This is a genomic window from Lacrimispora sp. YZC11 (assembly GCF_057543815.1).
Map to the genome: position 1 here is coordinate 69,220 of NZ_BAAJYQ010000005.1, position 13,569 is coordinate 82,788.

General features: G+C 46.0%; 12 protein-coding genes. 4 read left to right on the plus strand and 8 right to left on the minus strand.

The window, feature by feature from the left end:
- The first annotated feature begins 55 nt into the window (after positions 1-55).
- Genes AC27IJ_RS03445 through AC27IJ_RS03455 form a run of 3 tightly spaced genes read left to right on the plus strand, consistent with a single transcriptional unit; the run spans position 56 to position 3,888 of the window.
- Positions 56-1,666, plus strand: coding sequence for a helix-turn-helix domain-containing protein (locus AC27IJ_RS03445; RefSeq protein WP_487147469.1), 1,611 nt, complete (start codon positions 56-58; stop codon positions 1,664-1,666).
- Positions 1,667-1,688: 22 nt separating this feature from the next.
- Entirely contained in the window at positions 1,689-2,486 is a 798-nt protein-coding gene (locus tag AC27IJ_RS03450; RefSeq protein ID WP_487147471.1) for a sensor histidine kinase, read from the plus strand.
- Positions 2,479-3,888: an ATP-binding cassette domain-containing protein gene (locus tag AC27IJ_RS03455; protein ID WP_487147473.1), complete on the plus strand. Its 1,410-nt coding sequence runs from the start codon at positions 2,479-2,481 to the stop codon at positions 3,886-3,888. Before AC27IJ_RS03450 ends, AC27IJ_RS03455 begins: the two co-directional genes overlap by 8 nt.
- Before the next feature lie 183 nt (positions 3,889-4,071).
- Here the strand turns inward: AC27IJ_RS03455 and AC27IJ_RS03460 are convergent, their stop codons facing one another.
- The 8 genes from AC27IJ_RS03460 to coaBC form a co-directional block, all read right to left on the minus strand.
- Positions 4,072-4,965 (minus strand): MetQ/NlpA family ABC transporter substrate-binding protein, encoded by an 894-nt coding sequence (locus tag AC27IJ_RS03460; RefSeq protein WP_487147475.1) that lies wholly within the window; start codon positions 4,963-4,965, stop codon positions 4,072-4,074.
- A 46-nt stretch (positions 4,966-5,011) separates the two neighbouring features.
- Positions 5,012-5,677, minus strand: a complete 666-nt coding sequence (locus tag AC27IJ_RS03465; RefSeq protein ID WP_312503338.1) for a methionine ABC transporter permease — start codon at positions 5,675-5,677, stop codon at positions 5,012-5,014.
- Positions 5,667-6,689 (minus strand): methionine ABC transporter ATP-binding protein, encoded by a 1,023-nt coding sequence (locus tag AC27IJ_RS03470; protein WP_313260580.1) that lies wholly within the window; start codon positions 6,687-6,689, stop codon positions 5,667-5,669. Before AC27IJ_RS03470 ends, AC27IJ_RS03465 begins: the two co-directional genes overlap by 11 nt.
- A 340-nt stretch (positions 6,690-7,029) precedes the next feature.
- Complete coding sequence (pepV, locus tag AC27IJ_RS03475) at positions 7,030-8,433, minus strand: dipeptidase PepV (RefSeq protein ID WP_487147478.1); 1,404 nt, start codon at positions 8,431-8,433, stop codon at positions 7,030-7,032.
- A 19-nt stretch (positions 8,434-8,452) separates the two neighbouring features.
- Positions 8,453-8,905 carry a GatB/YqeY domain-containing protein gene (locus AC27IJ_RS03480; RefSeq protein ID WP_312446704.1) on the minus strand — a complete coding sequence of 151 codons (453 nt, stop codon included), beginning with the start codon at positions 8,903-8,905 and terminating at the stop codon, positions 8,453-8,455.
- A gap of 49 nt (positions 8,906-8,954) precedes the next feature.
- The gene (locus tag AC27IJ_RS03485) at positions 8,955-10,544 is read right to left on the minus strand and encodes a peptide chain release factor 3 (protein ID WP_312446705.1); all 1,590 of its coding nucleotides are present in this window, start codon (positions 10,542-10,544) and stop codon (positions 8,955-8,957) included.
- A gap of 84 nt (positions 10,545-10,628) precedes the next feature.
- Positions 10,629-11,444, minus strand: coding sequence for an alpha/beta hydrolase (locus AC27IJ_RS03490; protein ID WP_312446707.1), 816 nt, complete (start codon positions 11,442-11,444; stop codon positions 10,629-10,631).
- 6 nt (positions 11,445-11,450) lie between these two features.
- Positions 11,451-12,659, minus strand: a complete 1,209-nt coding sequence (coaBC, locus tag AC27IJ_RS03495) for a bifunctional phosphopantothenoylcysteine decarboxylase/phosphopantothenate--cysteine ligase CoaBC (RefSeq protein WP_312446708.1) — start codon at positions 12,657-12,659, stop codon at positions 11,451-11,453.
- Between the two features lie 84 nt (positions 12,660-12,743).
- Between coaBC and AC27IJ_RS03500 the strand changes: the two genes are divergently transcribed.
- Positions 12,744-13,514 (plus strand): type III pantothenate kinase, encoded by a 771-nt coding sequence (locus tag AC27IJ_RS03500; RefSeq protein ID WP_312446710.1) that lies wholly within the window; start codon positions 12,744-12,746, stop codon positions 13,512-13,514.
- Positions 13,515-13,569: the final 55 nt, after the last annotated feature.

Below are 13,569 nucleotides of genomic sequence, written 5' to 3' on the forward strand. Positions count from 1 at the left end.
TACCATTTTGGTATGCTATATTAATGACAAATTGATAAGAGAAAGAAGGGGTCCTGTGATAAGTGAAAGAATGAAGGTTCTCATAGCCGACGATGAATTCCTGATCTGCGAGCTGATTAAAAAGATGATCTTATGGGAGGAACTGCAGTTGGAATTTGCCGGCTGCGCCCACAACGGGCAGGAGCTGTTTGAACAGATTCAGGAAATACGCCCTGCCATCGTGATCACGGACATCAGTATGCCTGTTATGGACGGCATTGACTTAATCCGCCAGACACGATATTTAAATATTCCCTGCCGCTTCATCATCGTAAGCGGCTATAAACAGTTTGAATACGCCCACAATGCCTTGAAATATTCGGTAGATGACTATATTTTAAAACCCATCAATGAAAACGAACTGAACCAGGCCCTTAAGAAAATCCTGGAAGAATTGAACAGCCACCAGTCCCAGGCTGCAGGTGAGGCTATGCCAGCCATCCACACAGAACATCCCGGCAGATCCTTTTTCTTAAAGCGTATTATATGGGAAATCCAGGACCCTGCTGTCCCGCTGGAGCAGATAATCGGTGAATATGGCATAGACTTTAAACCCGGACTGTTCTGTATCCTCTGCCTCAAGCTGGACTTCGTCAACCAGAGTGCCGATAATCTGGATAATATCGGCTCCTTAAACAAAAAGCTGATCTCCATGTTCCACGAGGAATTTGAAGACTTCTGCTTCCAGGTTCTTTCCTGCATGGAGGGCAGCGCTATCTATCTCGGCATCAATTATCCCCGGCAGGCGGCCGGATCTTTTTTTAGCCATCTCCAGGAGTTTTACCAGAAGGCCTGTAACCTTCTGGACCTGTTTGCCGGACTTAAGATAACCGTGGGCGTCGGGGATTCCTATGATAAGATCTCTTCCTTCGGACAGTCCAATAAGGACGCCATGGATGCTGCCTATTACCGCATACTGTCGGGCTGCGGCCAGATCCTGTACTGGAAGAAGCTGCCTCCGGTCCCGTATCTTACAGAGGTGGAAAAAAACTTATATTTACAACAGTTCAAAAAGGCCATTGATTCCGTAAATATCACGGATTTCATGGCTACATTAAATCAGTTGTTTTTTAGGCCAAAGAGCTTGTTCCCATTGTTTGACATCATAGACATGCTGGGAGAAATATGCCGGATGCTTGTACGCATGGACTTATCTTTGGACCAGGAAGAGCTGCCCCTTGACTACTTATCCGGCCAGATCCACTATGCCATAGAAAACGCATTGTCTTTCGATGCCTTAAAGGCTGCCGTATCGGAACCAGTGTCCTACATATTTGAAAATATTCACAAGGCCGTCCAGGCTCAGAACACCCGCCCCATCCGCATGGTTCTCAAATACATTGAGGAACATTACACGGATCCAATCCGGCTGGAGGATGCAGCGCTTTTAGTGACCTTAAATCCGGCCTACCTTTCCAATATCTTTAAAAAGGAGACTGGTGAGAATTTCGTGGACTATTTAAATTCATACCGGATCAGCCAGGCCAGGGAGCTTTTAAAGGACTCCAATCTGTCTATCAATGAGATTGCATATTCCACAGGCTTTCAGGATGCCCGTTATTTCAGCAGGCTTTTTAAAAAATACGTAGGCATCACGCCGAAAGATTACCGAAAAATATACAGTTGACATGCAAGGGGAAAGAAAGACTATGAAGCTCTTAACAGAAAAGAAATTACAAAAGCTCTTAGAGGAACACAGCCAGAAGGCCGTCCGTGATAAAGCACGTTATTATGAAAATGAAATCTTAAAGAAGCAGACCGAACTCCTTACCCTGCAAAATCAGATAAACCCGCATTTTCTGTATAATGCCCTGGAATGCATCCGTGCCCAGGCCGTACTAAGCGACATGCGGGAGATAGCGGATATCACCTACGCCCTGTCTAACTTCTTCCGCTACAGCATCAGCACGAAAAACGACTTTGCCACTTTGAACGATGAAGTAAATGTAATCAACAATTATATGAAGATCCAGCAATACCGCTTCCGCGACAGGTTCAGTCTGAACGTGGATCTGCCGGACACCTGGAGCAGTATCATGGATGCGGTGATTCCCAAGCTCACCTTGCAGCCCATTGTGGAAAACAGCATCGTACATGCCTTTACGGAATCCGCAGACAACGGGGTTATCACCATAGAAATTATCCCTGCCAAAAAGCATATTAATATCCGCATATCTGATAACGGAAAAGGGATGGATTCCGATACCCTTAAGATGCTGAACCATTCCCTGGAGCAGGAGTACTATGTCTCACCCAATCACGGCAAAAGGAGCACCGGCATTGCCCTGTGGAACGTAAACCGGCGGCTGAAACTGGTCTTCGGAGACAGCTACGGGCTCCATGTATCCAGCACACCTGCCCTGGGAACCGATGTGGAGATTTACATCCCCTATATCTCCGTGAATTCCGATGACTTTTCCCAAACCGGAGGAAATACCTATGCCTGATGAACTGTACCGGATACAGGATTTATGTTTGCACAAAGACAACACCATGCTCATAGACCATCTGACGATGTATCAATATAAGGGTGAAATTATTGGACTCATGGGACTTCATGACTCCGGAAAGACCCTGCTTTCCCTTATCCTGTCCGGTCAGGAGCTTCCGGACAGCGGCAGATTCTGCTATGAAGAGTCTCCTGTTTCCTGTCAGGATCTGGCATCCCACGTTGCCCTGGTGCAAAGGCACAGCTCCTTAATCCCCTCTCTCTCAGTGGCGGAAAATGTGTTCATCATCCGGCGCCATAAGAGGAGAGCCTTTCTCATGCATAGAAAGCTTATCCTCCATGAAGCACAGAATTACATGAAGGAGATGGAGCTTGCGATTCCTCCCCATGTGCCGGTAAACCATCTTACAAGGTCAGAGCAATGCCTGGTGGAAATACTGAAAGCTTATATACTGGGAGCCAGGCTGATCATACTGGATGACATTCCTCTGACCTTTTTTCAGGACCCGCAATTCTCCAGAATGTATCAGTATCTGAAAGAAAAAAAGGTTTCCTTCCTTATAACATCCTGTGATATATACCAGCTTCAGCTCTTCTCAGACCGCATTTACTTTATGGACGATCATCGTATGGTAAAATGGATATACAATGAAAAAAGGAATGCTATTGATATCTCCAGACTGTACAGCCGCCCACTGGCTTACACAGAGTCTTCTTCCCATGAATCACCAGTCGTGGCGATGAAAGCGGACGGGCTCTGTTATGGTTCCTTAAAGCACATCTGCTTTGAACTTCATGAAGGCGGGATCGTTGCCATCTTTGACTTATTCCGCAACGCCTCATCCCAGCTGCTGGCACTCCTTACTCATCCCCGGGATCTGATCTCCGGCTCCATCAGCGTCTATGAAAAGCCCGTCAAAGGAGAGAGCTGCCCTTCCTTTGTATTTGCCGGATTTGATTTAGAGGACTGTATCTTTGAAACACTGACCACCAAAGATAATATATGCATCGGCAGCTATAAGAAGCTGGCCGGTCCCCTGGGCATCCTAAAACGCGCCAGAATGCAGTATGTGGAACAGACTTTCCTAAAAGAATATGAGGAAGAAGGATTTGTCCCCCGCGCCTCCTGCCGGAACCTGCCCAAGAAGGAAAAGCTGGCCATGTACTTATACCGGCTTGAGCTTCTGCGAAAGAAAATCATCTTCTGCATCTATCCGGAAAAATATATTGATTATGACACCCTGCATATGCTGAAGAAATCCCTGCAGCGCATCGCCAGAAGAGGAAATACCGTGTGCATCATTACATGTGACTTTGAAAAGATATATCCTCTGGCGGAGCGCCATCTGATCCTGTCTTTGGATTCTATACAGGAGTATGCAGGCAGAGACAAAGAGTAAGCGGCAGCATTTCGCTTTACCAGGAAGTTTCTAACGTCAAAGGAGTCTTACAGCCGGATGCCGTGGAAAACTTGCCTGACCAGGTGTGGCTGCACTTCAGCCTATTGATAAAAAGGCCGCTATGGAAGCTGCTTAAAGCGATTCCATAACGGCCTTTTATTTATTGCTTAAGGAAGTCCCGGTTTAGAAAGAAGGAACTACCGCACCATCGTAGGTGTCTTCGATAAACTTTTTAACAGTATCGCTTGTTAAAGCCTCAACAAGAGCTTTTGTCTTCTCGCTGCTTTCCTCGCCCGCACGAACCGCAATAATATTACTGTAAAGGGTTGCTGCTACAGACTTGGCATCCTCCACAGCCAGGGCATCAGATACCTTTAAGCCTGCCTCAATGGCGTAGTTTCCATTGATAACAGCCACATCCACATCGCCTACGGAGCGGGGAAGCTGAGCAGCTTCTACTTCAACGATCTTAAAATTCTTGTCATTTTTTACAATATCATTCTTGGTTGCATCAAGCTCAACGCCTTCTTTTAATCCGATCAGCCCCTGGTCTGCCAGGAGAAGAAGAGCTCTTGCTTCGTTGGAAACGTCATTAGGAACTGCGATCTGGGCTCCATCAGGAAGCTTATCAAGAGAATCCGTCTTTCCTGCGTAGATGCCGAAGGGCTCATAATGAATGGCTGCCGCACTTACAAGGTCGGTTCCTTTCTGCTCATTGAACTGATCCAGATATGGCTTGTGCTGGAAATAGTTGGCATCTAAGTCTCCGGATTCAAGAGCCATGTTTGGCTGCACATAATCTGTATATTCCTTGACCACCAGCTCATAACCTTTTTCTTTCAGAATATCTTTTGCAGCATTTAAAATTTCTGCATGAGGAGCCGGAGTTGCTCCGACAACGATCTTCTCCAGCTCGCCGGAAGTTTCTGCTGCCTTTGTTTCTTCTGCTTTCGTTTCCTCTGATGATGCGGCCTGTGTTGCCGGAGTTGTTTCGGGTGCTCCCTTGCTTCCTGAGCATGCGGTCAGCGCACTTACTGCAATCAGTGCAGCCGTAAATACATAAAGTGACTTTTTCATAATTTTTCCTCCTTAAAATTTTATATGGTAACGCCTGAGGCTGTTACTATTTAATCCGTTTGTCGCCCTTTTTGGATAATCTCATACCGGTTTCCTGAATAATCTGGACAATGATAACAAGGATCGCGACTGTTACAAACATCATCTCTGTCTGATAGCGGTAATATCCATATCGGATGGCGATATCGCCAAGACCGCCGCCGCCTACAAATCCGGCCATAGCAGAATAGGATAATATGGTTGTGACAGAAAGAGCTGCGCCTATCAAGAGGGAAGGTTTTGCCTCCGGGAGGAGAACCTTACATATAATTTGAAACGTGGAGGCACCCATGGATTTCGCCGCTTCTATCACACCGCCGTCCACTTCCTTAAAGGAAGATTCCACCACTCTGGCAACATAAGGGGCGGCTGCAATAACTAAAGGCGGAATCACTGCCTTGGGACCCAGAAGCGTTCCAACAATCATTTTTGTAACGGGTATTACCATAATAAGCAAAATAATAAAGGGTATGGAACGAAACAGATTTATAATAAGTCCCAATATCTGCTGAAGCCAGGGTATTGGATGGATTCCATCTTTATCAGTAACAATCAGAATAACACCCAGAGGAATACCGATAAGATAGGAAAAAACGGAAGATGTCAGCGTCATAAATAAAGACTCTCCTATACCGGTAACAAGCATGTGAATCGTTGTCCCATCAAAGGTCATGTTTTTTCACCTCCTCATGTATAATCCCTGCTGTTTTTAAATAGCTAAGTACCCGGTTCTGGTCCACCTCATTTTCAGGAAGCTGAATGACCATTTGTCCCATAGCGGTTCCATTAATATCTCTTGTCTCAGCATGCATAATGTTCACCGGAACCTTACAGGCCAATATCATATTGGCAAGGACCGGTTCAAAGGAAGACCGTCCGTCAAAGGAAATCCGGACCCTTTTGGAGCTGCCGAACCGGCTGACCTGTTCCGCTGCTTCCCCTAATATAAGCTGTCTGCCGATCTTTGACTTAGGCTCAGAGAATATTTCCTTAACGCTTCCCACCTCTGCAATGTGGCTTTGGTCAATGATCGCCACCCGGTCGCAAATGGCTTCTATTACCGACATCTCATGGGTGATGACGACTACGGTAACCCCCATGGACTTGTTAATATCCTTTAAAAGCCCAAGTATGGATTTTGTGGTGTTGGGATCTAACGCGCTTGTAGCCTCATCACAAAGAAGAACCTTAGGATTGGTTGCCAGGGCTCTTGCAATGGCAACCCTTTGCTTTTGTCCTCCTGACAGCTGAGCCGGATAAGCCTTGGCCCGGTCCTTCAGACCTACAATTTCCAAAAGCTCCATGGCCCTTTTTATCCCATCTTTTTTAGGAGCCTTGGCAATTTCCAGGGGAAAACACACATTCTGCAAAACGTTCCTTTGGGCCAGTAAGTTGAACTGCTGAAAAATCATGCCCATGGACTGTCGGGCCAGCCTCTGCTCCTGCGGCCGCATGGATGTCAGGCTTTTATTCTCAAACAGTACATCTCCGGATGTTGGTATTTCCAGATAATTGATACAGCGGACCAATGTACTTTTTCCGGCTCCGCTTAAACCGATAATTCCAAATATCTCTCCCTGCTCAATGGAAAGGTTGATATCGTCCAGGGCCTTAATCGGGCCGTTGGCGGTACGAAACTCTTTTCCCAGCCCCACCAGCTGGATAATAGGTTCTGCTGACTGCATAATTCTATTTCCTTTCTATATGGTACAAAAAGGCCGCAAGCCCTGCACAGACTTGCGACCTAAATTTTCCGCGTTTTGCTGCTCTTAGCGAATTCCAATCACAATCCATACAAATGAAACGATTATCGTTTATTTATGCACTCTGATATACGACACATCATCATACACATGCCGTTCATCTGGTTCATATTCATCTGCATAGCTTTCCATTGGTTCATAGCAGCTACTCCTCCCACTGATTCCTATAGGCAAACTAGGAATTACTTTATGAGGCGTATTTTACGCTCTCTTCCTGTTTTTGTCAATACTTATTTTTAAATTAGAAACAAAAACCTAAATTTTATGAACATAAGTCCACAATCACCTGCGCGAATATCTTTGCGCTTACGGTCAGTTCCTCAATGACTGCGTACTCATCGGCCCCATGCATCCGGTTATCTGTCCCCGGCATGGAAGCGCCGAAGGCAACGCCGTTCTTTAAAGAATGAACATAAGTACCGCCGCCCATGGATACGCATTCTCCCTTGCGGCCTGTGTAGCTTTCATAAGCATGAAGCAGGGTCTTTACAAATTCCGAATCTCCATCCACATGGTGAGGAGGCTTCATGGAATCATTGTGAAGGGTAATACCCTTTTTTGCCATGTTTCTTCTTACCACCTCCAGGACATTTTCCTCTGTGGCACAGACCGGGCACCGGCTGTCAAAGGTACCTTCCAAACCGGATTCTGTCACTTTTAACAAACTGAACGCCAGAGTCAGGCTGCCTGAAAGTTCATCTTCCATTGCGATCCCCAAAGCTTCTCCTGAAGTGTCCCCGTGAGGGATCAGTTCCAGAAGTCGGCGGATCATGGTCAACTGTTCACACTTTGCCAGAGGAAGCTCTGTTAAGTATAAAAGAAGTCCGGTCAGGGCGTTATTTCCCTCTTCAGGAAGAGAAGCATGAGCGCTTTCACCGATTGCGGTAATGGTAGCAGTATCTTCATCTAATTTCTGTTCAAAACGGATTCCCGTCTTTTTTTCACACTCTGCCGCAGCATGTTCAAGTGCTTCTGCGTCAATGCCAGCCACAACTGCACAGGCCTTTCCAGGTACCACATTCACCTTGGTCCCAGCCTCTAAGCACACCAGCTTTGGAAGAAGGTCAGAAGCAGTCCATTCCGCGGTGAAATGGCCGTTTAATCCGCCCTTTTCCGTGTTTACAACCGGAAAGGAACCGTCAGGAGAAAAAGTCATGGGAGCTTCCTCTTCTATGGAATAATAGTGATCGATATCCGAGCTTCCGCACTCTTCGTCCGTTCCCAGGATCAGCCGCACATTTTTCTTAAGGGGAATATTTAAATCTTTTACCGCTCTCATGGCATAAAGAGCCGCAACAGCCGGGCCCTTATCATCCGCGGTTCCCCTTCCAAACAATTTATCTCCCTTTACTACCGGCTCAAAGGGTTCCGTCTCCTTCCAGCCTTCTCCTGCCGGCACAACATCAAGATGGGCCAGGATATCAAGCTGGCGCTCCTTATCGTTTAAATCTGCCGTTCCAACATAATTATCATAATTGGTAATGGAAAAGCCATAGGATTCCGCGATTGCCAGAGCTTCGTCCAAAGCATCAAACGCTCCCGGACCATAGGGCATCCCTTCCCTATAGGTCATCTTTTCACTGTTAATGCGGCACAGAGTACAGATGTCTTCTATCATTTCCTGCTTATGTGACTCTATATATTCTTCTATTTCTTTCCTATACATGATCCACACCCCTTTTTTCTTATTTCATCATAGTAGCCAGTGCATCATTTACTGCCTTGCCGTCCGCTTTTCCTTTTACCTTGGGCATCAGGACCTTCATGATCCTTCCCTTATCCGCTCCAGTGGGAGCTTCAATTCCAAGTTCCTCAAGAACAGACCGGATGATTTCCTTAATCTGCTCCTCTCCCATATCTTCCGGAGCAAATTCCTTATAAACGGTAATACGGAACGCCGCTTCTTCCCTGATTTCTGTCCTGTCTTCAGGAGCCAGATCGTGAGTTTCCTGCGACTGCTTCATTTCCTTCTTTACTATTGCATTGGCTTCATCTTCTGTAATAGGGGTATGATCCTTCTTATCGATTTCAAAATTCTTAAGAGCAGAAAGAAGCATGGATAAGGCATCTTTTCTCTGCTTATCCTTTGCCTTCATCGCTTCTACCATGGCCGCCCTTACTTCATCAATTTTACTCATTGTCTGCTGCCTCCTTATATTTTATTCTTATTAAATCATTACCGGCATCTTAGTTGTGACCGAATTCAGAAAGCTTTAGTCCCGGATTGCGGTCCAATACCATGCCAACGCTCCAGCTGTTGACAAACAAAAGAAGAGGATTATCTTTTAAATCCTTGATCCGTTTCATATCAGACGTACCCTGAATCTTAGCCACATCAATTTCATCACTGTTCTCGATCCAGCGGATATATTCATATGGAAGCTTCTCAAGCCTTACTTCCACATTGTACTCATTTTCCAGACGGTAGGTCAATACCTCAAACTGCAGTACACCCACGACTCCCACAATGATCTCTTCCATTCCGGTGTTAAACTCCTGGAAGATCTGAATGGCACCTTCCTGTGCGATCTGGTTTACGCCTTTGATAAACTGCTTTCTTTTCATGGTATCCATCTGACGCACTCTTGCGAAATGCTCCGGCGCAAAGGTGGGGATTCCCTCATATTCAAATTTTTCACCTGACTTACAAAGAGTATCTCCAATGGAAAAAATGCCTGGATCAAAAACTCCGATAATATCACCTGCATAGGCCTCTTCCACGATCTTCCTGTCCTGGGCCATAAGCTGCTGCGGCTGAGACAGACGCATTTTTTTGCTGCCCTGCACGTGATTTACCTCCATGCCTGCGTCAAACTTGCCGGATACGATCCGCATAAATGCAATACGGTCTCTGTGAGCCTTGTTCATGTTTGCCTGTATCTTGAATACAAAAGCGGAAAATTCCTCTTCAAAGGGATCCACAACTCCTGTTGTCGTCAGTCTTGGAAGAGGCGAAGTCGTCATCTGAAGAAAATGCCGCAAAAATGTCTCCACTCCAAAGTTTGTAAGAGCAGAACCGAAAAACACAGGAGATAAGTTTCCCCTGCCGACCCGATCCATATCCAGCTCATCACTGGCGCCGTCAAGAAGCTCGATATCCTCCATGAGCTGCTGGTGATAGCTTTCTCCGATCAGCGCATCCACCTGGGCATCTCCCAACTGGACTTCTGTAGCCTCCACTTCCTTATGGCCGTTCGCTGTGGCCCGGAATGTGGTTATGGTTTCCTTAAAGCGGTCATAAACCCCTTTAAATTCCCTTCCGCAGCCTATGGGCCAGTTGACCGGACAGGTTCTGATCCCAAGCACCTCCTCGATCTCATCCATCAGTTCAAAGGGGTCTCTTGCTTCCCGGTCCATCTTATTCACAAATGTAAAAATGGGGATATGACGCATAACGCAGACTTTAAACAGCTTGATGGTCTGAGCCTCCACACCTTTGGAGCCATCAATGACCATGACAGCGGAATCGGCAGCCATAAGGGTACGGTAGGTATCCTCAGAGAAATCCTGGTGGCCTGGGGTGTCCAGAATGTTGATGCAGAATCCGTCGTAATTAAACTGTAACACAGAGGAGGTGACGGAAATACCTCTCTCCTTTTCAATCTCCATCCAGTCGGAAACGGCATGCTTGGCGCCCTTTCTTCCTTTTACAGTTCCGGCCAGATTGATGGCACCTCCATAAAGCAGAAATTTCTCAGTTAAGGTAGTTTTTCCCGCATCCGGATGGGAAATAATGGCAAATGTTCTTCTCTTTTTAATTTCTTCCGCTATATTCACAAAAATAGTTCCTCCAAAATTTACGTCTAGATCTCGTCTATTGTAGTATGATTCTAATCATAAGTCAAGATTCTCTCTTCCATATTAAAAATTAGAAAGCCAGGTTTTTGCAAGGGAAATCCAGCTCTGGCAGGAAGGTTCTAAGAGGGACTCATTGGAGCCTGCGGTTTCCTCGTTGGCTAAAGACAGGCCATGGCATCCCGCAGGATAAACATGAAGTTCAAAATTCACGCCATGCCTTCTCATGGCAGCAGCCAGGAGCAGGCTGTTCTCAAGGGGAACGGCGTTATCCGTATACGTATGCCATAGAAAGGTTTTTGGAGTCTTTTCTGTTACGAAGTTTTCTAAGGATACCGCCTCTGTCTCCTCCATCGTCGCATTTTCTCCCAAAAGGCTTAAAATAGAACCGGCATGTTTAAATTCCCCGCTTGTGATCACAGGATAATTTAAAATCAGTCCGTCCGGACGGATCTCCTCGGGAGTACGTTTTATGGCTTCCCAGACAAAATCTCTTTCCCAGAAAACCCCAAGGCTGCAAGCCAAATGCCCTGCGGCAGAAAAACCGCATGCTATGATTTTATTGGTGTCAATCTTCCACTCTGCCCCGTGTTCCCGGATGTAAGCCACCGCCTCCCCAAGTTCTCTTAGCGAAGTTGGAAAACGATTGGGGGCCACGCTGTAATCCAAAATAAAACTATGACAGCCCATGGACATAAACTGCAGGGCTATGGGTTCACTCTCCCGGTCCGATTTACGGATGTATCCGCCTCCGGGAAGCACGATGACAGCAGGACGGAGCATATCCGGATTTACGCTTATGCTGTCCAATAAATAACCGGTCAGGCATACAGAGCCGGTCAGCTGTCCTGGTACAATGATTTGCTTTTTCTCAATTCTCATAATGCCCTACTCCTTCTTTCCCTCATCCTGACGGGTAAATATCTCATCCAGAATGCGATGCGCTACCTCATCCTTTGTCATGGTCTCCAATGGCAGCTCTTTTTCCCTGGTTATGATGGTGACTACGTTGGTATCTGTACCAAAGCCGGCTCCGGCTACTTTTAAGTTGTTGGCAACAATCATATCAATCTTCTTTTTATCAAGTTTTACTCTTGAATTTTCCAGCATATTCTGGGTTTCCATGGAAAATCCGCAAAGAAACTGTCCCTTCTTACGGTGTTCTCCCAGCCATTTAAGGATATCGTCCGTCCGTTCCAGTTCTATAACCATTTCTCCCTCTTTTTTCTTTGTTTTTTCCGTTCCTACGTGTTTTGGACGGTAATCCGCCACGGCGGCAGCCTTAATGACGGCATCCTGATCTGCTGCTTCCGCCGTAACCGCATCAAACATTTCTATTGCGCTGTCAACTTCTATGAGGTGTACAAACCGAGGCTTTGGCGTATCCGTTTTGCCGCTCACAAGCGTCACATCCGCTCCCCGGAGAGCAGCCGCCTTTGCAACCGCATAACCCATCTTTCCAGTGGAGTGGTTGGTGATATACCGGACCGGATCAATGGCTTCCCTGGTGGGTCCGGCCGTTACCAGAATTTTCTTTCCATCCAGGTCCTTTTCAAAGCAGACTTCTCTTTCAATGAAATCAAAAAGCACTTGAGGATCCGGCATCTTTCCTGCCCCAATATCTCCGCAGGCCAGATACCCGAAATCAGGCTTGATTATTTCCATGCCATAGGACTCACATATCCTTAGATTGTCCTGAACAATTGGATTTTCATACATATTGGTATTCATGGCAGGAGAAATGATTTTCTTGCATCTGCATGCCAGAACAGTGGTTGTCAGCATATCATCCGCTATCCCATGAGCCAGCTTTGCAATCACATTGGCACTGGCCGGAGCGATCATTACAACATCGGCAAGCTTTGCCAGGGATACATGCTCCACGTTATAGGAAAAATTCCGGTCAAAAGTATCCACCAGACATTTATTGCCTGTCAATGTTTCAAACGTAATGGGATTAATAAAATTTGTGGCATTTTGGGACATTAAAACATGTACCTTGCAGCCCTTTTTTACCAGCATACTGGCAAGCCCGGCTATCTTATAAGCCGCGATGCTTCCTGTTACTCCCAAAATGATATTTTTTCCTTTCAGCATAAGAGCCTCCCGTTGTTTTTCGTCTTAAAATATGATACTCTACAGTATAGCACAAGAAAAAAAAGTTGGAAAGGAGTTCCCTTTATGATTTTGGCCATTGATTTGGGAAACAGTAATATTGTCATAGGCGGCATCGACAATACCGGCATCTATTTTGTAGAACGAGTTACTACCAATCACGGAAAAACCGAGCTGGAATATGCGGTTAATATAAAAGATATTATGGAAATTCACAATTTTCCCCTCTCTTCCATAGAAGGGGCAATCCTGTCTTCTGTTGTTCCTCCTCTTACGGATGTGTTTGTGAGTGCTGTTAAAAAAATAACAGGCAAGACACCCATGGTGGTCGGCTCCGGAATGAAGACTGGATTGAACATCAAGATGGACAACCCTAAGACCGTTGGCAGTGATTTAATCGTGAATGCGGTAGCTGCTTTAAATGAATATCCAACTCCCATCATCGTCGTTGACATGGGAACAGCCACCACCATGTCCGTCATTGACCGGGAAGGAAACTACACCGGCGGCGTTATATTTCCGGGTTTAAGAGTATCTCTGGATTCCTTAAGCAGCCGGGCCGCGCAGCTTCCCTATATCGGCTTAAACAAACCAATCAGGGTGATCGGCAAAAATACCATTGACTGCATGAAAAGCGGAATCCTTTACGGCAACGCCGCCATGATCGACGGCCTCATTGACCGCATGGAAGAAGAGATTGGAGCTTTTGCAAGCCTTGTGGCAACCGGAGGTCTGGCTTCCTCCGTCATCCCTCTGTGCTATCATAAAATTCATTATGACGACGTTCTTCTATTAAAGGGATTGCTGATTCTGTATGAAAAAAATAAGCAGGATTAATAATGACCTAAAAACTGGAAATAAAATTTGATTCGGCTATCGTATAAAAGCCCTC

Excerpts from the sequence above, each read along its gene's own strand:
- AC27IJ_RS03460 (WP_487147475.1), bottom strand. The coding sequence starts at position 4,965 with ATGAAAAAGTCACTTTATGTATTTACGGCTGCACTGATTGCAGTAAGT.
- AC27IJ_RS03470 (WP_313260580.1), bottom strand. The coding sequence starts at position 6,689 with ATGCAGTCAGCAGAACCTATTATCCAGCTGGTGGGGCTGGGAAAAGAG.
- pepV (WP_487147478.1), bottom strand. The coding sequence starts at position 8,433 with ATGTATAGGAAAGAAATAGAAGAATATATAGAGTCACATAAGCAGGAA.
- AC27IJ_RS03455 (WP_487147473.1), top strand. The coding sequence starts at position 2,479 with ATGCCTGATGAACTGTACCGGATACAGGATTTATGTTTGCACAAAGAC.
- coaBC (WP_312446708.1), bottom strand. The coding sequence starts at position 12,659 with ATGCTGAAAGGAAAAAATATCATTTTGGGAGTAACAGGAAGCATCGCG.
- AC27IJ_RS03480 (WP_312446704.1), bottom strand. The coding sequence starts at position 8,905 with ATGAGTAAAATTGATGAAGTAAGGGCGGCCATGGTAGAAGCGATGAAG.
- AC27IJ_RS03465 (WP_312503338.1), bottom strand. The coding sequence starts at position 5,677 with ATGACCTTTGATGGGACAACGATTCACATGCTTGTTACCGGTATAGGA.
- AC27IJ_RS03450 (WP_487147471.1), top strand. The coding sequence starts at position 1,689 with ATGAAGCTCTTAACAGAAAAGAAATTACAAAAGCTCTTAGAGGAACAC.
- AC27IJ_RS03500 (WP_312446710.1), top strand. The coding sequence starts at position 12,744 with ATGATTTTGGCCATTGATTTGGGAAACAGTAATATTGTCATAGGCGGC.
- AC27IJ_RS03490 (WP_312446707.1), bottom strand. The coding sequence starts at position 11,444 with ATGAGAATTGAGAAAAAGCAAATCATTGTACCAGGACAGCTGACCGGC.